Annotated in this window: 21 protein-coding genes and 1 other RNA gene; 2 read left to right on the forward strand and 20 right to left on the reverse strand. The window is 50.6% G+C overall.

The genetic code is table 11. The features are described from left to right. Positions 1 to 5: 5 nt before the first annotated feature. Positions 6 to 2,708 (reverse strand): preprotein translocase subunit SecA, encoded by a 2,703-nt coding sequence (gene secA / locus CWI84_RS07150; protein WP_126841908.1) that lies wholly within the window; start codon positions 2,706 to 2,708, stop codon positions 6 to 8. An 82-nt stretch (positions 2,709 to 2,790) separates the two neighbouring features. Beyond that, positions 2,791 to 3,723 carry a M23 family metallopeptidase gene (locus CWI84_RS07155; protein ID WP_126841909.1) on the reverse strand — a complete coding sequence of 311 codons (933 nt, stop codon included), beginning with the start codon at positions 3,721 to 3,723 and terminating at the stop codon, positions 2,791 to 2,793. 42 nt (positions 3,724 to 3,765) lie between these two features. Between CWI84_RS07155 and CWI84_RS07160 the strand changes: the two genes are divergently transcribed. Further along, positions 3,766 to 4,224, forward strand: a complete 459-nt coding sequence (locus CWI84_RS07160; protein ID WP_126841910.1) for a DUF721 domain-containing protein — start codon at positions 3,766 to 3,768, stop codon at positions 4,222 to 4,224. Here CWI84_RS07160 and lpxC read toward each other — a convergent pair whose 3' ends face one another. The 16 genes from lpxC to mraZ all read right to left on the reverse strand — a co-directional run bounded on the left by lpxC (position 4,225) and on the right by mraZ (position 21,910). Beyond that, positions 4,225 to 5,142, reverse strand: coding sequence for a UDP-3-O-acyl-N-acetylglucosamine deacetylase (gene lpxC, locus CWI84_RS07165; RefSeq protein WP_126841911.1), 918 nt, complete (start codon positions 5,140 to 5,142; stop codon positions 4,225 to 4,227). 117 nt (positions 5,143 to 5,259) lie between these two features. After that, positions 5,260 to 6,453: a cell division protein FtsZ gene (gene ftsZ / locus CWI84_RS07170; protein WP_126841912.1), complete on the reverse strand. Its 1,194-nt coding sequence runs from the start codon at positions 6,451 to 6,453 to the stop codon at positions 5,260 to 5,262. Between the two features lie 48 nt (positions 6,454 to 6,501). Continuing rightward, a complete protein-coding gene (gene ftsA, locus CWI84_RS07175; RefSeq protein WP_126841913.1) occupies positions 6,502 to 7,734 on the reverse strand; it encodes a cell division protein FtsA in 1,233 nt (410 codons plus the stop codon). An 11-nt stretch (positions 7,735 to 7,745) separates the two neighbouring features. After that, positions 7,746 to 8,483, reverse strand: a complete 738-nt coding sequence (locus CWI84_RS07180) for a cell division protein FtsQ/DivIB (RefSeq protein WP_126841914.1) — start codon at positions 8,481 to 8,483, stop codon at positions 7,746 to 7,748. A 6-nt stretch (positions 8,484 to 8,489) separates the two neighbouring features. Further along, complete coding sequence (locus CWI84_RS07185; protein ID WP_126841915.1) at positions 8,490 to 9,416, reverse strand: D-alanine--D-alanine ligase; 927 nt, start codon at positions 9,414 to 9,416, stop codon at positions 8,490 to 8,492. Beyond that, a complete protein-coding gene (murC, locus tag CWI84_RS07190) occupies positions 9,403 to 10,878 on the reverse strand; it encodes a UDP-N-acetylmuramate--L-alanine ligase (RefSeq protein WP_126841916.1) in 1,476 nt (491 codons plus the stop codon). Before murC ends, CWI84_RS07185 begins: the two co-directional genes overlap by 14 nt. Beyond that, entirely contained in the window at positions 10,875 to 11,969 is a 1,095-nt protein-coding gene (gene murG, locus CWI84_RS07195; RefSeq protein ID WP_126841917.1) for an undecaprenyldiphospho-muramoylpentapeptide beta-N-acetylglucosaminyltransferase, read from the reverse strand. The genes murC and murG overlap by 4 nt, the downstream gene beginning before the upstream one ends. Continuing rightward, the gene (gene ftsW, locus CWI84_RS07200; protein WP_126841918.1) at positions 11,966 to 13,192 is read right to left on the reverse strand and encodes a cell division protein FtsW; all 1,227 of its coding nucleotides are present in this window, start codon (positions 13,190 to 13,192) and stop codon (positions 11,966 to 11,968) included. The genes murG and ftsW overlap by 4 nt, the downstream gene beginning before the upstream one ends. Continuing rightward, positions 13,179 to 14,531 (reverse strand): UDP-N-acetylmuramoyl-L-alanine--D-glutamate ligase, encoded by a 1,353-nt coding sequence (gene murD, locus CWI84_RS07205; RefSeq protein WP_126841919.1) that lies wholly within the window; start codon positions 14,529 to 14,531, stop codon positions 13,179 to 13,181. Before murD ends, ftsW begins: the two co-directional genes overlap by 14 nt. A 6-nt stretch (positions 14,532 to 14,537) precedes the next feature. Beyond that, the gene (gene mraY, locus CWI84_RS07210; protein WP_126841920.1) at positions 14,538 to 15,620 is read right to left on the reverse strand and encodes a phospho-N-acetylmuramoyl-pentapeptide-transferase; all 1,083 of its coding nucleotides are present in this window, start codon (positions 15,618 to 15,620) and stop codon (positions 14,538 to 14,540) included. Beyond that, positions 15,614 to 17,005: a UDP-N-acetylmuramoyl-tripeptide--D-alanyl-D-alanine ligase gene (locus CWI84_RS07215; RefSeq protein WP_126841921.1), complete on the reverse strand. Its 1,392-nt coding sequence runs from the start codon at positions 17,003 to 17,005 to the stop codon at positions 15,614 to 15,616. Before CWI84_RS07215 ends, mraY begins: the two co-directional genes overlap by 7 nt. After that, entirely contained in the window at positions 17,002 to 18,462 is a 1,461-nt protein-coding gene (gene murE, locus CWI84_RS07220; protein WP_126841922.1) for a UDP-N-acetylmuramoyl-L-alanyl-D-glutamate--2,6-diaminopimelate ligase, read from the reverse strand. The genes CWI84_RS07215 and murE overlap by 4 nt, the downstream gene beginning before the upstream one ends. Positions 18,463 to 18,464: 2 nt before the next feature. Further along, entirely contained in the window at positions 18,465 to 20,201 is a 1,737-nt protein-coding gene (locus tag CWI84_RS07225; protein ID WP_126841923.1) for a peptidoglycan D,D-transpeptidase FtsI family protein, read from the reverse strand. After that, positions 20,192 to 20,509 carry a cell division protein FtsL gene (gene ftsL / locus CWI84_RS07230; RefSeq protein WP_126841924.1) on the reverse strand — a complete coding sequence of 106 codons (318 nt, stop codon included), beginning with the start codon at positions 20,507 to 20,509 and terminating at the stop codon, positions 20,192 to 20,194. The genes CWI84_RS07225 and ftsL overlap by 10 nt, the downstream gene beginning before the upstream one ends. Then, a complete protein-coding gene (gene rsmH / locus CWI84_RS07235) occupies positions 20,502 to 21,452 on the reverse strand; it encodes a 16S rRNA (cytosine(1402)-N(4))-methyltransferase RsmH (protein ID WP_126841925.1) in 951 nt (316 codons plus the stop codon). Before rsmH ends, ftsL begins: the two co-directional genes overlap by 8 nt. After that, positions 21,452 to 21,910, reverse strand: coding sequence for a division/cell wall cluster transcriptional repressor MraZ (gene mraZ, locus CWI84_RS07240; RefSeq protein WP_126841926.1), 459 nt, complete (start codon positions 21,908 to 21,910; stop codon positions 21,452 to 21,454). The genes rsmH and mraZ overlap by 1 nt, the downstream gene beginning before the upstream one ends. A 244-nt stretch (positions 21,911 to 22,154) precedes the next feature. Between mraZ and CWI84_RS07245 the strand changes: the two genes are divergently transcribed. Then, a complete protein-coding gene (locus tag CWI84_RS07245) occupies positions 22,155 to 24,308 on the forward strand; it encodes a putative bifunctional diguanylate cyclase/phosphodiesterase (RefSeq protein WP_126841927.1) in 2,154 nt (717 codons plus the stop codon). A 3-nt stretch (positions 24,309 to 24,311) separates the two neighbouring features. Here CWI84_RS07245 and rnpB read toward each other — a convergent pair. Then, positions 24,312 to 24,664: RNase P RNA component class A (gene rnpB, locus CWI84_RS07250), an RNA gene on the reverse strand. A 16-nt stretch (positions 24,665 to 24,680) separates the two neighbouring features. Then, positions 24,681 to 25,523 (reverse strand): 16S rRNA (cytidine(1402)-2'-O)-methyltransferase, encoded by an 843-nt coding sequence (rsmI, locus tag CWI84_RS07255; protein WP_126841928.1) that lies wholly within the window; start codon positions 25,521 to 25,523, stop codon positions 24,681 to 24,683. Between the last annotated feature and the right edge of the window lie 6 nt (positions 25,524 to 25,529).

Consider the following 25,529-nt stretch of genomic DNA (forward strand, 5'->3'; position numbering starts at 1 on the left):
ACAGCCTATAGCTGGCCGTGACAATGCTTGAACTTCTTGCCTGAGCCACAAGGGCAAGGGTCGTTACGCCCGACTTTTTGTACTCGCCGCGGCTGCGGTGCAGCATCATCGTTTTGTTCTGCTGTGGCAGAGCTTTGCTCATGGCGGAATTCGCGTGGCCCGCTATCGGCTTGACGACGTTGCTGGTCGACCGCATCTACGTCTTCTTCCGCGCGAACTTTTACTTTACTCAGAATCGTCACCACGTCTAGCTTCAAGTTTTCCAGCATTTCGGTGAACAACTCGAACGCTTCACGTTTGTATTCTTGTTTTGGGTTCTTCTGTGCATAGCCACGCAAATGAATACCTTGGCGCAGGTGATCCATTGCCGCTAGGTGTTCTTTCCAGTGTTGGTCTAAGCTCTGTAGCATGATAGATTTTTCGAATCGACGCATTACTTGGTCGCCGACCATCTGCTCTTTCTCTTTATAAGCTTCTACCAACGCCGCTAAAACGCGCTCTCGCAATACTTCCTCATGGAAATGGTCTTCTTCGTCCAACCATTTTTGCAGCGGCAACTGAATGTGGAAGTCGCTGACTAAGCGCTCTTCTAACGCGGGTAAATCCCACAACTCTGCCAACGATTGTGGTGGCACGTATTCATCAATTACCGCATTGACCACATCTTCCCGGATCACGTCGATGGTTTCAGAAATGTCGCCTTCGTCCAACAGCTCGTTGCGCTGTTCGTACACGACTGTGCGCTGGTCGTTTGCCACGTCATCGTACTCTAACAACTGCTTACGGATATCGAAGTTGCGTCCCTCAACTTTACGTTGTGCGTTTTCGATGGCGCGTGTAACCCACGGGTGCTCAATCGCTTCGCCTTCTTTCATACCTAGGCGTTTCATCATCGACGCCATCCGCTCTGAGGCAAAAATACGCATCAGTGGATCTTCTAACGATAAGTAGAAGCGCGATGAACCTGGGTCCCCTTGACGTCCCGCACGACCACGCAACTGGTTATCAATACGGCGTGATTCATGACGCTCGGTACCGACGATATGCAAGCCGCCTGCTTCAATCACTTCGTCATGTACTTTTTGCCAATCGGCTTTGATTTTATCAATCTGTGCTTGGCTCGGATCTTCCAGTTTTTCGACTTCAACTTGCCAGTTACCACCCAAGACGATATCGGTACCGCGACCAGCCATGTTGGTTGCAATGGTGACGGCACCAGGGCGACCCGCTTGCGCGATAATATCCGCTTCTTGTGCGTGGAATTTTGCGTTAAGTACGCTGTGCTTGATCTTCTTTTGCTTTAGCAGTTGCGAAAGCAGCTCCGAGTTTTCGATCGAGACCGTACCCACCAACACAGGTCGCCCTTGCTTACGGCATTCTTCAATGTCCTCAGCAATGGCTTCGTATTTCTCCCGTGTGGTTAGATAAATCAGATCAGCTCGGTCATCACGCACCATCGGACGGTTGGTCGGAATAACCACGGTTTCTAAGCCGTAAATTGATTGGAATTCGAACGCTTCAGTATCTGCTGTACCGGTCATACCGGCCAGTTTATTGTATAAACGGAAATAGTTCTGGAACGTGATTGACGCCAGAGTCTGGTTTTCATTTTGAATGGTAACGCCTTCTTTCGCTTCCATTGCTTGGTGTAAACCTTCTGACCAACGGCGCCCTTCCATGGTACGACCCGTATGCTCATCAACAATGATGATTTGGTCGTCTTTAACAATATAATCGACGTCTTTTTGGAACAGGTGATGTGCGCGTAATGCCGCGTTCACGTGGTGCAACAGAGTAATGTTGGCGGCTGAATAGAGCGAATCATCGGCGGCTAACATGCCCTTTTCTTTGAGCAGCTCTTCTACATGCTCCTGACCATTTTCGGTTAAATGCAACTGTTTGGCTTTTTCATCAATGGTGAAGTCGCCATCACCGCGTTCTTCTTCGGTATCTTCCTTTTCTTGACGAACCAATGATGGCACTAACTCATTCATTTGCCGATAGAGCTCTGAACTGTCTTCCGCTGGACCTGAGATAATCAGTGGGGTCCGCGCTTCGTCGATTAAGATTGAATCGACTTCATCGATTAACGCATAATGCAATTCGCGCTGAACTCGGTCTTCTGGTGAAAACGCCATGTTATCGCGCAAATAATCGAAGCCGAATTCGTTGTTAGTACCGTAAGTAATATCTGCTTGATAGGCGGCTTTTTTATCCTCCGGCGACATCCCCGGAATGTTAAACGCGACTGTCATGCCAAGGAACTCAAACAACGGTCGATTCCATTCAGCATCACGTTTGGCCAAATAGTCGTTTACGGTAATCACGTGCACGCCTTTGCCGGCTAATGCATTGAGATAAGCGGGTAAGGTTGCGGTAAGGGTTTTACCTTCACCGGTACGCATCTCAGCAATTTTATTGTCGTGAAGCACCATACCACCGACCAATTGAACGTCGAAATGGCGCATCCCAAACACGCGTTTAGAAGCCTCACGTACCGTCGCGTAAGCCTCTACCTGAAGCTGTTCAATGCTCTCGTCCTGCAACAACCGCTTGCGAAACTCTGCGGTCTTTTCACGTAACTGTTCATCGCTCAGCGCTTCGAAGTCTTTTTCTAACGCGTTGATTTGTTCTACTTTTTTTTGTAGCGATTTCAGAATCCGATCGTTGCGGCTACCAAATACTTTACGAAACAAACTGCCAATCATGCGCCTGATCTTTCCTATCGTGTCAATGTGATAAAACAAAAACGGTACCTGGAGGTACCGCTGCAGCCACTACTGCGGATAATTATTTGTCGTCTATTTTGCGATAGACAAATTTATAAGGGTCTATTTGACGACCGTTGCGAAGCACTTCGTAGTGCACATGGGGTCCAGTAGACCGTCCGGTACTGCCCATTTCCGCAATTTGCTGGCCGCGGGTAACCACGTCACCCACTTTTACTAAAACTTTCTTATTGTGACCATAACGGGTTCTTAAACCGCCGCCATGGTCAATTTCTACCAGATTGCCGTAGCCATATCGTTCACCAGCCCAAGTGACTACACCCGCACCGGTGGCTTTAATTTTAACGTCTTCGTCGTAACTGGCGAAGTCTAAACCTTCATGCATTGCTGGAACCCCGGTAAAGGGATCCTTACGCACGCCAAACTGCGATGACAACCAACCCGAGTCGATGGGACGCCCAGCAATGAAGCTTTCACTATTGATATTGTGATTCATCATCACAGACTCAAGTAGTGATAGCTGATTTTGTTTGTCAGAAATTCTTGCCAACATTTGGTCGATTTGGCTGAGCACTTCGCCACCAGTGGCTTTCGGTAAGTCTGCAACGGCCAGTTCTGGCCCCCCAGCAGGAACGGGTTGGCTGAAGTCAAACTCGCCGTTGTCGAGTTCAGCCACCGACGCCAAACGCTGGCCAAGCGCGTCAAGACGACGCATTTGGGCACGCAATTCCCCCAAATAGAGTGTCATTGCGCCAAGCTTCTTTTCTGTTTCGGCACGTAATGACTTCAATGCTTGTTGCTGCAACACCAGTTGCTGCTGCTCCTTGCTGATGCGCTGCTGCGCATAGTCGCTATCGAGCCCCTTGTATGCCCAAGGTTGCCAATAGACCATGAGCCCTACCGCAACGATTCCGGCATATGACAGTAAGCGTCGCCGACTGAGCGATATTTTGAAACGAATTTTGGAGCCTCTGTACAAGACTGATAAACTCATGCTAATTCTCTATACTGTCTTCTAAGCGACCTAAACTTACCCATGGCCGATCGTCCCAAAACTACAAGTGCGTTAGTCGCTACTGGACTTACCGAAAACAGTAGCCAGTTACGCCAATACCAAAGCTTCGCCGAGCAATTTAAACGCTGGCAAAAGCAGCTAGTGGATTGCCTCGATAACGAACTTGCAAATCATTGTCGGGTTGTACGCATTAAGGGCGACACATTAATTGTCAGTGTTTCTTCGGCCGCTTGGGCAACCCGATTAAAGTTTCAACAAGGCGCCATTATAACGCATTTTTCGAAAGACGCGACGATTGCGCCACTTCGCCATGTTGATATTAGAATTCATCCTGAAGCATTTGCCCGGCAAGAGCAACAGAAAAACGATGAAAGTGACACTGCAAAACGGCTGAGAAAATTGGCAGAGGGAAGTACTGGGGCGTTGCGGGAACAATTGTTGGCGCTGGCGGAGAGAGCAGCCAGCGCCGACAAAAAATGATTACTGGCTTAATACCGGCGCAGCATAGGCGATTGGAGAGCGGTCAGCTTCACTTTCAAAGGTGACAAATTCCCAGTTTTCTTGCTCAGCGAATACCGCTTGTAATAACTGGTTATTCAATGCATGACCTGATTTAAATGCGCGTAAGTGACCCAATAGGCTATGCCCGCACATATATAAGTCGCCCACCGCATCTAAGATTTTGTGCTTAACAAACTCGTCGTCGTAACGCAGTCCATCGGTATTCATGACCCGAAACTCGTCTAATACCACGGCGTTATCGAAACTGCCGCCTAACGCCAAGTTGTTCGCACGCAAATACTCGATGTCTTTCATAAAGCCGAAGGTACGTGCGCGGCTAATATCTTTGACAAAGCCCTTACTGCTGAAATCCATACTAACCACTTGGTTGGTGTCAGCAATTGCGGGGTGATTAAAATCGATGGCGAAATCGATTTTAAAACCATTGTGCGGCAACAACTCTGCCCACTTGTCACCCTCTTCTACACGCACTGGACGCTTAACGCGAACGAATTTCTTCGCCGCATTCTGTAGTTCGATACCCGCACTTTGTAGCAGGTAAACAAACGGGTGCGAACTACCGTCCATGATCGGGATTTCATGTGAATCAACTTCCACAATCAGGTTATCAATTCCCAATCCAGCAACGGCCGCTAGTAAATGCTCAACAGTCGACACACGAATATTGTTGTCGTTGATTAAACAGGTACACATTTGCGTATCGCGCACCCAATCAGCCCGGGCAGGTATATCCACTGCTGGCTCAAGGTCGGTACGGCGAAAGATAACCCCAGTATTAGCCGGCGCAGGACGCAAGGTCAGGTTAACCTTATTGCCCTTATGCAAGCCAACCCCAGTGGTTGCTATCGCTTGTTTCAGTGTACGTTGTCTAATCATTACTTAGTGCTCACCTACTCTTCTGTTGGCAAACGGAAATACCCGTTCCCAAAAATCGGCGGAATATTATACGACATTTGCTAGTTTGCAAGCAAATTTTCTTATTAAGTCAGCCAGTTAATCCACTTGCTTGCGCAAAAATGCCGGAATATCTAAATAATCCAACTCGGGCGACTCTTTTTCTTTTGCCGCCGGCTTAGCACGCGCTTGCTCTGCAGGCTTGCGCTCAGTTTGCGCCTGTTCCTGCTGGTCTAACCGCGGTGCAGCTGCAGAGCGGTCTAGGCTCGCGCTGTACTGCTGAGCTGATTCGCGCTTCGGTGCGCTGTTATTGACCAACGAAATGTCGGGCTTACGTTCTGCGCCAATGCCTGTTGCGACAACGGTTACGCGTAATTCATTCGACATCTCAGTATCGATAACAGTTCCCACAATTACAGTGGCGTTATCAGAAGCAAACGCCTTAACGGTATTACCCACGGTTTCGAACTCATCGATACTCATGTCCATACCTGCAGTAACATTCACTAGCACGCCACGCGCGCCGGACAAGTCGATGTCTTCCAGTAGCGGGCTATTGATAGCCATTTCTGCCGCTTCTTGTGCACGGTCCTCACCGCTAGCCACACCCGTACCCATCATTGCGGTACCCATTTCTTTCATTACCGCGCGCACGTCGGCAAAGTCGACGTTGATTAAGCCTGGGCGCGTGATCAATTCGGCGATGCCTTGGACCGCGCCTAACAGCACGTTGTTGGCGGCACTGAAGGCATCCAGCAAGCTAGTGCCTTTGCCCATTACCTTCAATAGTTTTTCGTTTGGAATGGTGATCAGTGAATCGACGTTTTGACCCAACGCGTTGATCCCATCTTCCGCGACCGCCATCCGCTTTTTACCTTCAAAGGGGAACGGTTTAGTGACGACCGCAACGGTCAGAATGCCGAGTTCTTTAGCGACTTCGGCGACCACTGGTGCAGCACCTGTACCAGTACCGCCGCCCATGCCGGCAGCAATGAATACCATGTCCGCACCTTGCAGGTGCTTCTTGATATTTTCGCGGTCTTCTTCCGCCGACTGACGGCCGACTTCAGGGTTAGCGCCTGCCCCCAAACCTTTGGTCACATCGTGACCCAATTGGATAGTGACATCTGCCGAGTGATTGCGCAGTGCTTGCGCGTCGGTGTTCGCCGCAATAAATTGCACACCCTCAATCGACTCTTTAACCATGTGCTGGACGGCGTTACCACCGCCACCACCGACTCCGATGACTTTAATCACCGCCTCGCTTTCGTAATTATCCATTAGTTCAAACATGTTGTTCTCTCCTACCTGCTTTTTTATTACTTTGGTGCTGTCTCAGCACTAAAATTCGCCTTTAAACCAGCTCTGCAAGCGTTGCCAGAGGCTGATAACGTCAGTCGACCCTCGACCGTTTTGTTGCTGTGCGGTGTCTTGCTGACCATACCGTAACAAGCCAACTGCGGTCGCATAAACCGGGTCCTCGACATAATCTTTCAATCCTTTGACACCAATCGGTTGTCCTACCCGTACTGGCATCTGAAAAATCTCTTCAGCAAACTCAACAGCGCCTTCCATTTTGGCGCAGCCACCGGTTAACACGACACCAGCTGCAATTTGTTCATCTAAACCACTTTGCTTAATCTCTTCGCGCACTAATTCAAACAATTCTTGGTACCGCGGCTCGACCACTTCCGCCAATATATGGCGTGACATCACCCGCGAAGGGCGACCGCCAACGGACGGCACTTCGATGTTGTCTTCCATGCTAACCATTTGCCGTAATGCGCATGCATGCTGTGTTTTAATCTGTTCCGCATGATTAATTGGGGTGCGGAAAATCTTCGCAATATCACTGGTCACTTGGTTGCCAGCCGCCGGAATCACTGCGGTGTGGCGCAACACACCACCCGAGTAAATGCAAATATCGATGGTGCCACCACCCATATCGACCAAAGCAACACCCAAATCTTTTTCGTCTTCGGTCAGCACTGCGATGCTCGAAGCCAACGCTGAGAAAATCAGCTTATCCACGGTTAAACCGCAGCGCTCGACGGCTTTTACAATATTCTTCGCCATATCATTCGCACAGGTAATGATGTGGACTTTCGCTTCCATGCGCACGCCTGACATGCCAATCGGGCTCTTGATACTCTCTTGCGAGTCAATCACGAACTCCTGCGGCAATACGTGTAAAATTCTGCGCTCTTGCGCAATCGGAACCGATTTCGCGGCATGGATGACACTATCCACGTCGTCTTGCGTCACTTCCGCCTCGTTAATCGGTACCATGCCATTCTCGTTTTGGCAGGCGATATGGCGACCAGAGATATTCAAATAAACTGAGGCCACTCGACAATCCGCCATTAACTCAGCTTCGTCGACCGCACGTTGTACCGCTTGCACCACCAGGTTCAAGTCATTTACGCCGCCCTTATCCATGCCGCGCGAGGTGGTAACGCCAACACCAATAACACTGATCTCGTCATCGGGTAGCACTTCGCCAACCAACGCCGTGACCTTACTGGTACCGATATCAAGGCCGACGACCATGTTGCGTTCTGTGGTTTTAGACATTGCGCTCAATTTTATTCCTCTTTATCTCGCCAGCTCACCGCTACGCCCGTGTCGTAACGGCAATCGACATAATCGATGGCTTTGTCACTTTGCTTTTTTATTGTTTCGTACACATCAATAAAGCGTTTTACCCGTTCGCCGGCAGCCTCTCGCCCCAGCCTTAATTCGATGCCATTGGTGAGCACTATGTTCACCGCAAAGCGTGGACTTAACCGCAGCGCATCAATGGCAAAGCCATTAATACTGAGCAACGACTGCAACTCTCGATAACGTTGCAAGGTTTCCGCTACCGCATCTTCTGGCCCATACAACGATGGCAACGCATGATCCTTGGTCACCGCCGCCTTGAACACTTGTCCTTGCTCATTCAGCAAGCGGTCGTGGTTCCAATGCGCGACCGGCTGTTGTTCAACCACATACACACTCAAGCGGTCCGGCCATACTTTCCGCAGCGATGCGGTCGCCACCCATGGCAGTTGCTCTACTCGCTGTCTTAACGCGTTCACGTCGGCAGAAAAAAAGCTGCCAATTGTACCACGATTCAGCGCTGCTCTAACCTGTTCTGGTTGCACATAGCGCAGCTCACCTTGCACGCTCAGTTGGTCAAGTGGCGCCTGGCGTTCGTCTAATAACGCCTGATACAACTGCCAACCGCCAATCAACGCAGTTAGAATAATGGCGACAAAGAACGCAAAGCTGAGCCAAAAGCCCCAACGCCACTCTCGCCAATGCTGTAACTGCGCGCGCATCCGCGCCTACTCCATTGTCTGTTCTAAAATTCTCAGCGTTAAATCGCCGAACGATATTCCTGCAGCTTTTGCTGCCATAGGGACTAGGCTTTTTTCTGTCATCCCCGGTACCGTATTCACTTCCAGTAATTGCCAACGGCCTTCGCTATCTGCCATTAAGTCGACACGTCCCCAGCCGCTGCCAGCAACACTTAAAAAGGCTGCCTTTGCGAGGCTACGAACGGCCAACTCATCGCTTTCGCTTAATCCGGCAGGACAGTGGTATTGAGTATCATTGGCCTGATATTTAGCGTCATAATCATAAAACGCATGTGAGGTCTGCAAGCGGATAACCGGTAACGCCCGATTGTCCAACAACGCGACGGTGTATTCAGGTCCTTGCAACCAGGTCTCCACTAATAACCGTTGGTCATAATGTGCTGCTTGCTGCAGTGCCTTTCGCAGCTCTTCCGCGTTCGCCGCGATAGCCATACCAATCGATGAGCCTTCCTGCGCGGGTTTCACTATCACTCGCCCACCGAGTTCAGTGAGTACTTGCTCACAATCAAGCTCAGCAATATGACTGCTGTCCACCGCTATCGAGCGCGCCGTAGGAAGCCCCGCTGCCTGCCAAATCTGCTTGGTGCGCACTTTATCCATGGCTAAGGCACAACCCAGTACGCCACTTCCGGTGTAGGGCAATTCCAATGCGTCCAGTGCACCCTGGATACTGCCATCTTCGCCACCCCGGCCGTGTAACGCGATAAATACTCTGTCAAAATTCTGTGCGAGCAGATCCGTAATGGGCTGTGCAGCGGGGTCAAAGGCATGAGCATCAACGCCTTCGTTGACCAACGCCTTCAACACTGCCATGCCAGACTTCAACGAGATTTCCCGTTCTGCTGAGCGGCCACCCATTAGCACCGCAACTTTTCCGAAATCAGCGGCTTTCATGCTGACCTCCCCGCGCCAATAAGCGCGCCGGATCCAATTCCGCCGCAGCCAATTCTTTCGCAAGCGCGCCCACGTTTCCTGCGCCTTGGGTCAATACCAAGTCATTGCCTTGCATCACATCGGCCAACACCGCTGGTAACTCATCAGGGGTAGCGACAAAAATGGGATCGATTTGTCCACGCAGACGAATGGTGCGACACAGCGAGCGCCCATCAGCGCCGCTTATCGGTGCTTCTCCAGCACTGTAAACATCCAGCATTAGCAGCACGTCGACATCAGACAACACGGCGGCAAAATCTTCATACAAGTCTCGCGTACGCGAATAACGGTGCGGTTGAAACACCATCACCAAACGCCGATCTGGCCAGCCCTGTCGGGCGGCTTTAATGGTTGCCGCAACCTCAGACGGATGATGACCATAGTCATCGACTAACATCACGTCACCATTCTCGGCAGCAAAAGTGCCATAGTGTTGGAAGCGGCGGCCAATTCCTTGGAATTCGTTAAGCGCTTGTACAATAGCCTGGTCTTCAATGCCCTCGTCGGTTGCCACAGCAACTGCGGCTAAGGCGTTCAAGACATTATGGCGGCCCGGCATATTGAGCGCGACAGGCAACGGCGGACGGCCATCGCGTAATACTGTAAAGTGGCTCTGACCGGCTTTTTGGCTAAATTCAACGGCACGCACGTCGGCACTCTCAGAAAAGCCATAAGTCACTGCTTGGCGACCAATGCGAGGAATCAAATTACGGACGATCTCGTCATCCACACACATCACTGCCAAGCCGTAGAATGGCAAGTTGTGCAAGAATTCAACATAGGTATCTTGCAGGCGTTGGAAATCGCCCTCGTAGGTATCCATGTGGTCAGCTTCAATGTTCGTAATAATCGCGACCATCGGCTGTAAATGCAGAAACGACGCATCGCTCTCGTCTGCCTCTGCAATCAGATATTTACTATTACCTAAGCGTGCATTGCTGCCAGCACTATTTAACAAGCCACCAATAACAAACGTTGGATCGCGTTCTGCCTGCGCAAAAATGCTGGCCACCAATGATGTCGTGGTGGTTTTACCGTGCGTACCTGCGACAGCAATACCATGGCGGAAGCGCATCAGTTCAGCCAACATTTCAGCACGCCGAACAATCGGAATACGGTGAGCTTTAGCCGCTTGTAGTTCTACGTTTTCTGGGTTTATCGCACTTGATACCACCACCACGCTGACACCTTCAACCTGTTCCGCTCGATGGCCAATTTTAATACACGCACCGAGTTCACGTAGACGCTGGGTGTTGGCGTTTTCAGCAATATCCGAACCCGACACTTGGTAACCTTGGTTCAAGAGAACTTCAGCAATACCACCCATTCCAGCACCGCCAATGCCGACAAAATGAATACGTTGTACCCGACGCATTTCGGGAACATTGACGATGGTGAAAGGTTGATGCTGATAGTGACTCATGATGCTCCGAACTCGCGTTGAATTTCCTGACACTTTGTGGCGACTCTTTGCGTCGCGTGGGGGTAGCTGGCCTGCTTTGCGGCGGCCGCCATTTTCCACAGTTGTCCGGAGGGTTGCAATAGGGCATCGATAGTCTCTGCTAACGATTCGACAGTTAACTGATCTTGCAGCATAAGTTTTGCTGCACCGGCATTGACTAGCACTTCCGCATTGGCTCTCTGGTGGTCATCGATCGCGTGCGGTAATGGCACTAAAATCGACGCAACGCCGGTAGCCGCAATTTCAGCCACGGTTAACGCGCCAGCTCGGCTAATCACCAAATCTGCTTGTTGGTAAAGCGCCAGCATGTCTTCAATAAAAGGTACAACGTCGGCCTTTATCTGTGCACAGTTTTGATACGCCTGTTGCACCATTGGCTGGTCGCGCTCGCCACATTGGTGCACGACCGTTAGCGGCTGAGCCAATTGTTGTAATGCCAATGGTACCACTTGATTCAATTTATGCGCCCCTAAGCTACCCCCGACAACCGCAATGGTTAACGGCTTAGCTGATTGTTCAGACCGCGTATTAGTCACGCTATTCGCTGCCTTTACAAAAGCTTTACGGAGCGGATTTCCGCACACTTCAAACCTGTCCCACCGCGGTAAATTCACTGGTAAGCCAAGCATCACATGCGGAGTGAATTTCGCCAATAATCGGGTGGTGGTGCCAGGGACTGCATTCTGTTCATGAGTCACTAGAGGAATTCCCAGCATTTTTGCCGCAATTCCCGCAGGTGCGCATACGTAGCCACCAAACGTCGCGACAACAGAAGGACGGTATTGCTTGAACAGTTTGCGACAGGCGCTGACAGCGCGCAGCAGCCGTAACGGCATGGCTAACAAGCCTTTTACACCGCGACCGCGCAATCCAGACATGGTGATTTGATGCAGTTTGATGCCAGCAGCAGGTACCACTTTGCTCTCTAAGCGTTGCTCATGGGTACCCAGCCATTCCACCTGCCAGTTTTGTTCCAGCAATTGCTCAGCTACTGCCAAAGCTGGGAAAACATGGCCGCCGGTTCCAGCTGCGACAATCATCACGCGATTCATCGGCCACCTCCACTGCGCGGAGTGACTTTTAGTTGCGATAAGCGTAATTCGTAGTCAATCCGCAGTGCCAGCGCAACGGCAGCGCAAGAGACCATCAAACTGGTGCCGCCATAACTGACTAACGGCAGCGTCAAACCTTTAGTCGGTAACGAACCCGAGGCGACCCCAATATTTACAAACGCTTGGATTGCGAACCATACGCCAATACCGTAGGCAAGGTAACCGCCGTAATAATGTTCGTTCATTATGCAGGCACGGCCTAAACGCATTAACCGGTACACTAACAACAACACCAGCGCGATGACCGCTACCACACCCACAAAGCCTAATTCTTCAGCAACCACGGCCATGATGAAGTCGGTATGTGCTTCCGGCAGATATTGTAATTTTTGGATGCTATTGCCCAAGCCGAGACCGTCAAATTGACCTTGACCAAAGGCAATGAGCGACTGCATTAATTGATAGCCAGCACCGAAGGGATCTTTTTGCGGCTCCATAAAGGATAACAGGCGCTGCATCCGATACGGTTCAACCACAATCAACAAGATAATAGCAAGAATACAGGTCATGGCGACGCCAAAGAACTGCCATAATTTAGCGCCGGCGAGAAACAGCATGGCAATGGTTGTAGCTGACATCACCACGACGGTGCCTAAATCGGGCTCTAACAATAGCAACACCGCAGCAACAAACAGCAGCACCAACGGTTTAATAAAGCCTTTTAAGTTTTCGCGCACCTCTTCTTGGCGGCGAGCCAAGTAACTGGCCATGTAAACATAGAAGAAGAGTTTCGCCAATTCTGCTGCCTGCAAGGTCAGAGGGCCTAATTTGATCCAGCGTTTTGAGCCATTCACTGAGTGGCCGATGACCAACACCATGGCTAGCAGCAGCAAGCCCGCCAACAGTAGTTTTCCGCTATGCTCCTCGACAAAACGCAGGGGCACCTGCGATACGATCGCCATACCAATCACTGCAACAATGATGTACAGGCCGTGGCGAGTCATAAAATAGAACGGATTTCCGGTTAACCGTTCGGCCGTCGGTAACGATGCTGAACTCACCATGATAAAGCCGAACGCCAATAGCGCTAAAGTTATCCATAGCAACACACGGTCGTACAGCACCACATCGTCGCTGCTGCGGAACCAGCCCCTGAGGCGCTGCCAGAGATTAACTGGCGAACCAATAGACAAGTCGAGTTGGCGCGTATCAGTTTTTGCCATAATATGCCTCGACCAACTTTTTAAATTGCTCACCACGGTCTTCAAAGCCGTTGAACATGTCGTAGCTTGCGCAGGCTGGCGCTAGTAGCACCACATCACCTTGATGGGCCATATCCGCTGCCTGTTGTACTGCAACCGCAAGACTTTCCACATAGGTGGCGTGATGGTGCTGTTCCGCCAAGCGTTCGCCGTCTTTGCCTAAGGTGATCAACACATCAACATACTCAAGGGCTGACTGCATTAAACGGAAGTCTGCTCCCTTGGCATCGCCCCCAGCGATAACGATCAAACGCCCTTCTGTGAGCGGTCGCAAACCACGAATCGCTGCTTCCGCTGCGCCAATATTGGTGGCTTTAGAGTCGTTAATAAAACGTATTCCCTTGTATTCGCCGACAAGTTGGCAGCGGTGCGGCAATCCGACAAAGCTTAACGCCTGCCGCGCTGCGTGTTTACTGTCGATACCGAGGCCGTTGGCAAGCGCAAATGCGGCTTGAATGTTGAGTAAGTTGTGTTCACCCTGCAACAGCAGTTTTCTTACATCGATCAGGGGCTGTTCTGCCAGCGTAATGGCCTTTTCGCTACCCGATCCCGCAACTCCATAATGCCGAGGGTGAGCATCTTTACCAAAGGTAATAACGCGTTTCTCATTGACTGGTAGCTGTGGCCAACTTTGCTGCTCTTCGCGGTTAAGTACCCATTGTTTAGCATTGGCAAAAATACGGTGCTTAGCGCTGGCGTACTCTCGTTCATCTTGATACCGGTCAAGATGGTCTGCGCTAATATTCAACAGCGCGGCACAGGCGAGCTTCAGGTGGCTAGTAGACTCCAATTGAAAACTGGAAAGTTCTAAAATAATCCCGTCTGCTGGTGGTTCAAAAGCCAATACATCTAGCGCAGGTTCGCCAATATTTCCCGCAGCGACAATCCGTTTGCCGCTGTTCTTGCCCATGTGTTCGACTAGCCGCGTGACTGTAGATTTACCGTTCGAGCCAGTCACCGCAACCACAGGACAAGTCACTGCAGCGGCAAACAATTCGATATCGCCAAGCACCGGTACTCCTGCATCAATAGCCAGTGCGACCGCCGTTGTGCGGCGGTCAATACCTGGACTAAGGATAATGACGTCGGCGGCTAATGTATCCTCAACGGTCGCTTCGCGACAATCTATTTGCGCCTGCGGGAATAATTCCTGGGCGTCTGCGAGTCCAGGCGGATGTTCTCGTGAGTCAATAATTTGCGGGGTAACATTGTTGCGGTGCAAATAGCGTAGCACCGAAAGCCCGGTTTTACCGAGCCCCAGTACCAACACTTGTTTGCCAAATAATTCTGCCGCTTTCATCGCTTCCTACCGCAGTTTCAAGGTGGCTAAGCCCACCAATACCAGCATCAACGACACAATCCAAAACCGCACGATAACTCGGGGTTCTGGCCAACCTTTTAATTCGTAATGGTGATGGATCGGCGCCATTCGGAAAATGCGCTTACCCCGCAACTTATATGAGCCAACTTGCAACATCACCGACAACGTTTCCATTACGAACACGCCGCCCATGATGAACAGTACCAATTCTTGCCGCACCAAGACCGCAATGGTGCCGAGCGCCGCGCCTAACGATAACGAGCCGACGTCTCCCATAAATACCAAAGCCGGATAAGTATTGAACCAAAGGAATCCCAAGCCAGCACCGACCAGTGCCGCACACACCACTAATAACTCGGCGGTTAATGGCAAGTACGGAATTTGCAAATACTCGGAGAAATTTACGTTGCCGGTGACATAAGCGAAGATACCCAATGCCGCAGCAACCATCACTGTTGGCATGATCGCTAAACCATCAAGACCATCGGTTAAATTCACCGCGTTGCTGGTACCAACAATGACAAAGTAGGTCAGCAACAAATAAAGCAAACCCAGTTGCGGCATTACGTCTTTAAAGAATGGCACCAATAGTGAGGTTTCCGCAGGATGCGTGCTCGACAAGAACAAATAAATGGCTGCCGCGCTAGCAATAATAGACTGCCAAATATACTTCCATTTGGCGATTAGCCCTTTTGGGTCTTTGCGCACGACTTTACGGTAGTCATCGACAAAACCAATGATACCGAATCCGGTAATCACACTCAGCACCACCCAAACGTAACGATTCGATAAATCGGCCCAAAGCAACGTCGACCCCAGAACTGCGAGCAAAATCAGTACCCCGCCCATTGTCGGCGTACCACTTTTACTTAAGTGCGATTGCGGACCATCGTCACGCACAGTTTGGCCAATTTGCAGACGCTGTAACGATTTAATCAACCGCGGACCCAACAACAGTGCGACCAAAAGCGCCGTCAAAATACTTAGGATGGCACGCAAGGTCAGATAGGAGAAGACGTTAAATGCCGACTCGAATTGAGTTAAATAGTCAGCTAACCAGACTAACATGCGTGCTGCCCCTCACTCTCTTGATAATGTTCTTGCAACACGGTGACGACACGTTCCATGTGCGAGGCACGCGAACCTTTCACCAATATCGTAATACCTTGTTCTGGCTTCTCTGCGATACGCTCACTGAGCGCATCAATCAATTGCGATAACGTACTGAAGTGCTTGCCGCCATGACCATTGAACACTTCCGAGGCGCTTTGGCTGAGAACACCTAGGGTGTAAAGATTATCGATGCCGACGGCTATGCCATGAGCACCAATTTCTTCGTGGTACGCACGCGCATCAGGACCTAGTTCGCCCATATCGCCCAACACCAAAATGCGGTAGCCAGAATAATTAGCGAGCAAATCGAGTGCGGCTTTGGTCGATGCCACGCTGGCGTTGTAGGTATCATCAATTAACCGCACACCAGGCATTAATTGGATGATATTCAAGCGTCCCTGTACCGCCTTCATACTTGCTAACCCAGTAGCAATGGTTTCAAGATCACAACCTAAGGCTAAACACGCCGCTGCCGCGCTCAGAGCATTACGCACGTTATGGCGTCCGGGCAACGGCAACGCCACAGCCTGATGTTGCTGATTAGCGTGGAGCGTAAAGCGCACCATGCCATCGTCACCGAGTTCAATCTCCGAGCCATAGACATCCGCGACTTGCTGGTCACTGGTGGTGAGCAACTGATGTTTCGCTAATGCATTCTTCCAACATGGCAGATACTCGGAATCTGCGCTGACGATACCAATCCCTTGCTCAGGTAAGCCTTTGAAAATTTCTGTTTTTGCACGCGCCACTCCGTAAACGCTACCAAAGCCTTCAATGTGTGCGGCGCTAACGTTATTCAAAATAGCCACATCCGGTTGCGCCAATTGCGTGGTATAAGCGATCTCACCGGGATGATTAGCGCCCATTTCAATCACTGCAATTTGGTGCTCTGGTTGCAATGCTAATAAGGTTAATGGCACACCGATATCGTTGTTTAAGTTACCCTTGGTCGCCAATACGGAGTATTTCTGGCGCATAATGGTAGCAATCATTTCTTTTACAGTGGTTTTACCGTTACTCCCCGTAATCGCCACGGTTTTCGGTTGCACTTCGCGTTTTACCGCAGCCCCCAGCAGACCTAGGGCATGGCGAGTATCAGCAACCACAACTTGTGGTATAGAAAGCGGTTGCTGTTGTTCTACCAACAACGCTTTCGCGCCCCGTTCAACGGCTTGATTGACAAATCGGTGGGCATCAAAGTGCTGCCCGCGTAAGGCGATAAAGAGTGCTCCTTCAAGGTCGCCTCGGGTGTCGGTTGATACTTTGTCAACGGTGACTGATTGGTTGACCAATTGGCCGCCCACTGCTTCCGCTATCCACGCTAGTGTGACTGAAATCATGCGCACGCCCCCCGCATTATATCTGCCACCACCGCTCGTTCGTCATAATCGATGCGTTGATGACCAATAACTTGGTAATTTTCATGGCCTTTGCCAGCCAACACCACAATATCGTCGGCACTAGCGTTGGCAATTGCGTCGAGCACTGCTACCTTGCGACCCAACTGCACTCGGACATGCTGTTGCTGCGGGATTCCCGCCAAAATATCCTTGATGATTTGTTCCGGTGGCTCAGTACGCGGATTGTCATCGGTGACGACGATCTGATCCGCAAGTTGTGCTGCAACTTGTCCCATTTGAGGGCGCTTCCCACGGTCACGGTCGCCACCGCAGCCAAAGACACACCATAACTGACCACGGCAGTGGCGCCGAGTTGCCTGCAATACCTGCTGCAGCGCATCGGGTGTATGGGCGTAGTCCACCACCACTAGTGGTTTACCACTGGCATGGAATGCTTCCATTCGCCCCGGTACCGGTGACAATTGCTTCGCGCTCGCAGCTAACGCTTGTAACGTCTCTCCTTGCGCATGCAAAGCGGTCATTGCCGCCAATAAGTTGTAAATGTTGAACTCACCCAGTAACGGCGAAACAACGGTCAAGCGTTGTTCACCACAGCACAGCGTAAATTCTGTGCGACCATCATGGTAGGCAATATCTGTCGCCCACAGGTGGCGCTCGCGTGGTTGCCCAGACAACCCAAAACTCCAGCTTTCTGGCCACTCTAAAAGCCAATTTGCCAGCCGTTGATCATCGGCATTCAACACTTTATGCTGATGCGGCAAGTCTTCGAATAGCCGCTTTTTAGCTTTGGCGTAATTCTCGAGTGTGCCATGGTAATCAAGGTGATCCCGGGAAATGTTGGTTGCCACCACGGAGCTAAACTGCAACGCTTCAACGCGCCACTGCACCAAGGCATGAGAAGAGACTTCCATTGCTACTCGCTCGGCACCCTCCGCCTTCAGCGTGGCGAGACGCTGCTGTACGGTAACCGCATCAGGCGTGGTGTGCTGCTCTGGCAATAAGCGACCGATCAGTCCGCTACCCGTGGTTCCTACCACCGCGGCGGTGTGGCCGATAATTTGGCTCAATTGGGCCGCGATGTGAGTAACCGAGGTCTTACCGTTGGTTCCTGTTACGCCTATAACCTGCATGCCTGCACTCGGCTGTTGGTAAAAGCGCGCAGCAACTTGGCTTAGCCGTTGGCGCAACTGCGGCACATGGACAACCGGACAGCCTTGTTGCCACTCAATCTCGACAGCATCGGCTTCCGCTAAGATAGCTGCAGCGCCAGCACTGATCGCCTGTGCAATAAAATGGCGACCATCGGTTTGATACCCGGATACGGCAACAAATAAATCGCCGCCAGCGACTTGGCGGCTGTCCAATTTAATCCCCGTAATTGTCTGCTCGGGCAGCATTAACGGGTAATTTGGAAGTAACTCGCTCAAACTAGCCATAGCTAACCCCCCGTACCCGCAATTCGTAACTGCGAATCATCTAAATTATCCGGTGCGATATTAAGGATCCGCATCGACTCTGAAACAATATTGGCAAATACCGGCGCTGCGGCCGTGCCGCCGTAATAGTTATCACCACCGGGTTCATTAATTGTTACCACGGTCACAATACGAGGATTGCTGACGGGAGCGATACCAGCGAATAACGCCACGTATTCATCGCCGTAACCACCGGTCGCTTTTGACTTACGTGAAGTACCGGTTTTACCCGCGATTCGATATCCTGGTACTTTGGCTTCGCTGGCCGTGCCTTTTTGTACAACGTTTTCTAACATCTTCAATACAGCCCGAGTATTGCTCTCTGAGAAAATTCGCTCGCCAGGCATCGGCGACTCTTGGCGAAATATCGTTAGCGGACGCTTAATGCCACCACTGGCAATAATGCTGTAAGCTTTGGCTAGTTGCAGCGTTGTCACTGACAAGCCATAGCCAAAGGAAAGCGTTGCGAGTTCGGCATCAGACCAACTGCGGCGGCCGCCAAAAATACCGTAACTTTCTCCTAGTAAGGAGACACCAGTACCGCTACCAAAACCGACATCAAAAAAGGTTTGGAGGACATTGTCTGCACCTAACCGAAGCGCCAGCTTACTGACCCCGACATTGCTCGAATGTTCCAATATTTGCGAAATCGTTAGCTTTCCATAATTCCGGGCGTCACTGATTCGGCGCCCACCAAGACGGTACCAACCGGGGTTGGTGTCTACCGTATCGTTCACTTTGACAATGCCCTGCTCTAGCGCAGTTAATACCACTAGGGGTTTCATCGTTGAACCCGGTTCATAAGCATCAGTAATCGCTCGATTACGCATTTTATAAGGCTGTAAGTCCGCGCGATTATTAGGGTTGTAGGACGGGCTATTGACCATCGCCAAAACTTCGCCAGTTTTCACATCAAGAATGACCACTGAACCCGAAGTTGCTTGGTTGTAGCGCACGGCCTTTTTCAGCTCGGTATAAGCAACTGCTTGTAGGCGCTGATCAATACTTAATGTTAACTGTTTAGGTTGTTGCGCTGCACGTTGACTCACCTCTTCAACAACCCGTCCTTGCGCGTCCTTGCGGTAAACTCGCTCGCCTGGAGTGCCGGTTAGCACATCGTTATAGAGTAATTCCAATCCCTCTTGACCTTGACCATCGACATTGGTCAACCCGACAACATGAGCCGAAATCTCGCCCGTCGGATAGTAACGGCGTGATTCCGTTTTCAGGTACACACCGGGAATGTCCAACTGGCGAACATAGTTTGCTTCGCTCGGTGCAATCTTACGTTGAAGATAAACAAAACGACGGCTTGGATCGTCCACTTTGGCGAGTAATTCTTCGCTATTCATACGGAATGTCTCGGCCAGAGCTTGCCAACGCCGCATATCGGCAAAGCCATGCTGTTCTTTGATTCGTTTCGGATCAGCCCAAACGGTCTCAACTGGTACACTCACCGCGAGTTCACGTCCGTTACGGTCAACGATCATACCACGCTGCACATTCATGCCTTCAGAGCGCAAGCTGCGCATGTCGCCTTGGTGAACCAAGGCACTGGCGTCGAATACTTGCAAGTAAGCAGTACGACCAATCAGTGCCGCAAATACGGTAAAAAGAATGACCAACGCCGCGTAATAACGTATGTGAAGCCCCGGTTGCGGCTTTCTTTGCGCACCTTGTCTGCGTTTTCTTACGGCCATGGCACCACCACTTCATCGCTAGGCTTCGGTTTGCGCATGTCTAGTTGCTCTTGCGCCAAGCGTTCCACACGGCTGTGCTCAGTTAGCACATTTTGCTCAATGGTCAGGTGCCGCCATTCACGATCAAGTTGGTCACGGTGCGACAACAACTCGTCACGCTCACTGGTCAGGTTACGATTCAAGTGAGCAATATAAATGACCGTCATGGCTGTAGTTACCACAGCCAAGAACAAGAATAAGTTCAGCAGTTGCCGTTTAAGGTCGTAATAAACCACCTTTATTAGTGCCGGCGTGCGACGCTTAGTCATGTCTAACCCTCCGTGCTATTCGCAACACTGAGCTGCGAGCTCTCGGGTTTTGTTGCAGCTCTTTGGCAGACGGTTTAATGGCCTTACCGATGCTATTGAGCTGTATATCTTTTTTCCATTCTGCGTCGGTAATGGGCAATCCAGCAGGAATAGGTTTACCCTGACTCTGGGCGCGAATAAATTGCTTCACTAAGCGGTCTTCTAAGCTGTGGAAACTTATCACCGCCAATCGCGCATCATGCTTTAAGCCCTGAAGTGAAGCCGTTAATGCCGCCGCAACTTGATCGAGTTCACCATTAATGTGAATGCGAATCGCTTGGAAACTGCGTGTGGCCGCGTGCTTTTTCCGATCTTTACTGGGCGCAACCCGCGCGATCATGTCGGCCAGTGGTTTGGTGCGAGTGTAGGGTTGTTGCTGCCGATCATGCACGATGGCACGGGCAATTTTGCGCGCAAAACGTTCCTCACCGTAGGTTTTTAATACCCAAGTGATATCGTCCTCGGACGCTTCGGCTAACCATTCAGCGGCTGTGGGGCCGGCACTGGTATCCATGCGCATATCGAGCGGTCCATCGCGCATAAAGCTAAAGCCTCGCTCGGCGTCATCCAATTGTGGGGAGGAGACACCAAGGTCGAACAAGACCCCGTCGATGGCGTTTTCTAATTGCTGTTGCTCAATCAACGAGCCAAGTTCAGCAAAGGGGGTGTGGAAAATTTCGAAACGCGGATCGCTACGTAAAAGTTCGGCTGCTGCAATCGCTTGGGGATCACGATCAAGCGCAATCAGCCGTCCATTTTCATTGAGTTTGGCAAGAATGGCACGCGAGTGTCCGCCGCGTCCAAAGGTCGCGTCGAGGTAGGTGCCGTCAGGTCGAATAGCTAATGCATCAATCGATTCTTCTAGCAGCACCGAAATATGTTGCGGTGTCGCGTCGTTTACCATTATAACGAGAAGTCTTGTAGTCGTTCGTTATTGGAAAAGTCTTGCTGTTGCTCGTCAGCCATATCCATGCTGACTTGGTTATGCCACGCCTGTTCATCCCAGATTTCAAACTTATTTAACTGACCAACCAGCATCAGTTTTTTTTCTAGTCCAGCATGTTGGCGAAGCGTTGGAGCAATCAGTAAGCGTCCGTTTTTATCCATTAGACAGTCATCTGCATGGCCCAATAACAAGCGTTGCAGACGCCGTTCGGCGGGGTTCATGTTAGACAGTGTGGTGAGCTTTTGTTCGATGATTTGCCACTCAGGCAAAGGGTACAGCAATAGACACGGTTGCTGAATATCAATGGTGCACACCATTTTTCCTTCGCAATCTAACGCCAATGACTGACGATACCGTGCTGGAATAGCCAGCCGGCCTTTGTCATCCATATTGATTGCTGTTGCACCACGGAACATACGAAACGATCCCCACTTGATCGATAGTGATCCACTATTTTCCACAAATCCCCACAATGTGACAGTCTAGGTGTGTGTTCTTCCCACTGTCAAGCAAAAACCCCCGTTATTTGCAGGGAATTTGCACCGCGATCGTCGGCTGACCAGCAAGCCGTTGACAGATAAATAAATTTTGCACAATGCTTGATTTCATCAAGGGTATGGCTGACTATCAAAACTCGGTAGAGAAATCATATGGAACGGCATGGCGGCAAAGCGGTTGTCAAATAAGCATTTTTGGGCATTATTACTGTTGGGGATCGTTCTCATTTCCGCATCAGTCACTGTTGCTGAAAGTCAACACCAAGCCGCTGTGTCAGAAGCTAAACAGTCTGCGCTTCAGAATCTCAGCACTCGGCGGGCGAAAATTGAAGGCATCATTAATGCGGCGTTGGTGGTGGTACAGGCCCTCCAAGCTGAAATAAGCCTCACTCCTGAACTTAGTCAGCGGCGATTTGCACGATTGGCGAAGGAATTAATTAAACCCAACTTGCCGATACGACATATAGCGCTTGCACCCGATTTAGTGGTGCAATACATTTTTCCGCTTACGGGCAACGAAGATGCGCTCGGTTTTGACTATCGCACCTCCGCTTCGCAGTTTGCCACGGTATCTCGCGCCATTGCGATAAAAGATATTGTAATGGCTGGACCGTTAGATCTCGTCCAAGGTGGACGGGCGTTAATTGTTCGGGCGCCAATCTTTAGTCCAGACGAGAAGTTGTGGGGGGTGATTGCCGAAGTCATCGATATCAACCGATTGCTCGAACTCGCCGACATCAATGATGTGCACCAATGGTCAATTCGTGGTACCGACGGCGAAGGTTTAATTGGTAAAGTGTTTTATGGAAACGCTGATATTTGGAGTAAAGACTCCGTTCGCGTTGATGTTACCGTTCCAGGCGGCTCTTGGGTTCTTGCTCATGCTCCTGAGGGGAGTCAGCAATGGGCGAAACGGGGAGTTAGTTATTGGGCCATTATTAGTGCCGGGTTATTCTTAACAACCATTATCCTTAGTATCCTTTTCTCGCTCTTTCGGGCTCATCAAAAAATTCGAGATGCGTTGCAAACGATCAGTTACCAAGCGCATTACGACTCGATTACCGGGCTACCAAACCGACAACGCTTTGTTGATACCTTACACCGACTAATTGCTCGGGCAGATGTACATACCGACCAATTTGTCGTGATGTTTATCGACTTGGATCACTTTAAAGACGTTAACGATAGCTTGGGTCATCACATTGGAGACCAACTCATCCAAAGTGTTGCTGAGCGCTTGAGCCGACTCATTCGTGCCGATGACATTGTCGCTCGGTTAGGCGGCGATGAGTTTGTCATTGTCTGTCGTGAGGTTGACAATGTTGGCGCACAACGCCGCGCTGAGCACGTTCTTCAAGCACTGCAAAACCCTTTTAGTTTTCATCAGCAGCAAGTGTACGTGTCAGCAAGTATTGGTATTGCCGACTTCCCGCGAGACGGGAGTACTGTTGACGAGCTCCTTAAGCATGCTGATTTGGCGATGTACTCTGCTAAATCGGCCGGTCGAGGCACCTTTTCGTTTTTCAACCAACAACTACGCGAAGACGCGGAACGCCATATTCAATTGCACAGCGAAATGAAACTCGGACTTGATCTGCAGCAGTTTCATTTGGTTTACCAACCGATCATCCACCCGAAAACGGGCACCGTCTCTAAATGCGAAGCGCTGTTGCGTTGGCAACATCCTGAGAGAGGACTCATTTCCCCAGCAACGTTTATCCCAGTGGCTGAGCGCACGGGGTTAATCAACCGTATAGGTGACTGGGTGCTTGAGCAGGTTTGTGAAGACTTAACAACTCTTGCCGACGATCGTTTAGTTATTTCGATAAACCGCTCTGAGCGCGAATTTACACATCAAAAGGACGGTAACCATTGGCTGAGCATTTTATTGAGGCACAGCATTGCACCTAAGCGTATTGTTTTTGAGATTACAGAATCGTTGTTCATGACCGACAAAGACAAGCAAAAAAGCTTGATCCTCTCAATGCGCGAAGCAGGCATCCGTTTTGCGATTGACGATTTTGGCACTGGTTATTCGAGCCTAAATTACTTACAACATTACCCAGTGGATTTTCTTAAAGTCGATCGTAGCTTCCTTGAACAAATTCCCGAAAACACACAGCAAACAGCACTGATCGATGCTATGTTACGAGTAGCTCATGCCTTAGGCATTGAAACCGTTGCCGAAGGCGTTGAACGCAAGGAGCAGTATCAACGTTTGGTTGAACTTGGGGCTGATTACGTGCAAGGATTTTACCTTGCCAAGCCAATGCGGCTTGCTGCACTTACTGAGTTCCTGCGCAGCCATCGCGAATAGAAAAGTTGGAGTTGGCCGATAAGCCGGGTTCTGTCGTGAGCAATCATTCGTCTAGCAGTTAAGTCGCCTTAACTGTCAAGCAGCCTACCCGAACTCAACGCGGGCCGCGCCAATGAGTTCCTATTTGGCCTTGCTCCGGGTGGAGTTTACCGTGCCACGAACTGTTACCAGTCGCGCGGTGCGCTCTTACCGCACCCTTTCACCCTTACCTGTGCTGCCAAGCAGCCATCGGCGGTTTGCTCTCTGTTGCACTGGTCGTCGGTTCACACCGCCCAGGTATTACCTGGCACCCTGCCCTATGGAGCCCGGACTTTCCTCCCCCTAATACATTAGGCGGCGATTGCTTGGCCAACTCCAAGCGCGCATTCTACGCTATTGCTGCTCAATTGCCCATTGGTAGAGGGTATTTTTTCGAGCGCCATGTATTTTAGCGGTCAGCGCTGCCGCCTTTTTTAGCGGCAACTCTTCACGCAGCACGTTCAGCGTGGCGATGACCTCTGCGCTGGGCGCGTCGTCATCTGACTTATTGGGGCACCCAGCAACCAATAGCACTATTTCTCCACGTTGTTGATTACTGTCCGCGTTCACTTGCGCTATTACTTCTGCAATCGAGCCAGTGAGATAAGTCTCAAACTGTTTGGTTAATTCACGCCCCATGACCATCTGTCGCTCATTACCAAACTCTGCTGCCAAGTCTTCTAAGCTAGCAACAATACGGTGAGGGCTTTCATAAAAAATCATTGTTCGGGGTTCGTTTAATAGGCTCTGTAAGGTCTTTCTTCGTTGTCCAGACTTTGCAGGCAAAAAGCCCTCGAAACAAAACCGGTCGGTTGCTAACCCACTCGCTGATAACGCCACTGTTAGCGCACAAGCGCCCGGCAATGCCGTTACGTTGAATCCTTTTGCGCGACATTCACGCACAACGATAAATCCAGGATCACTGATCAGAGGGGTTCCAGCATCACTGATCAACGCGATGTTGTGGCCTTGCTGCAACTGTTCCAATACCCACGCCACCTTTTGTTGCTCGTTGTGCTCGTGAATGGAAACCAATTTCCGTTCAATGCCTAAGTGCCGCAACAACGTCTGGCTGTGGCGTGTATCCTCTGCGGCTATCAGGTCAACCGATGCTAATACCTGCTTGGCACGCTCGGTGATATCATCAATATTTCCAATTGGAGTAGGAACCAGATAGAGGATTCCAGCGTCTGACATAGCATT

This window comes from Idiomarina tyrosinivorans (genome assembly GCF_003987475.1).
In the GTDB taxonomy this organism is placed as follows: domain Bacteria; phylum Pseudomonadota; class Gammaproteobacteria; order Enterobacterales; family Alteromonadaceae; genus Idiomarina; species Idiomarina tyrosinivorans.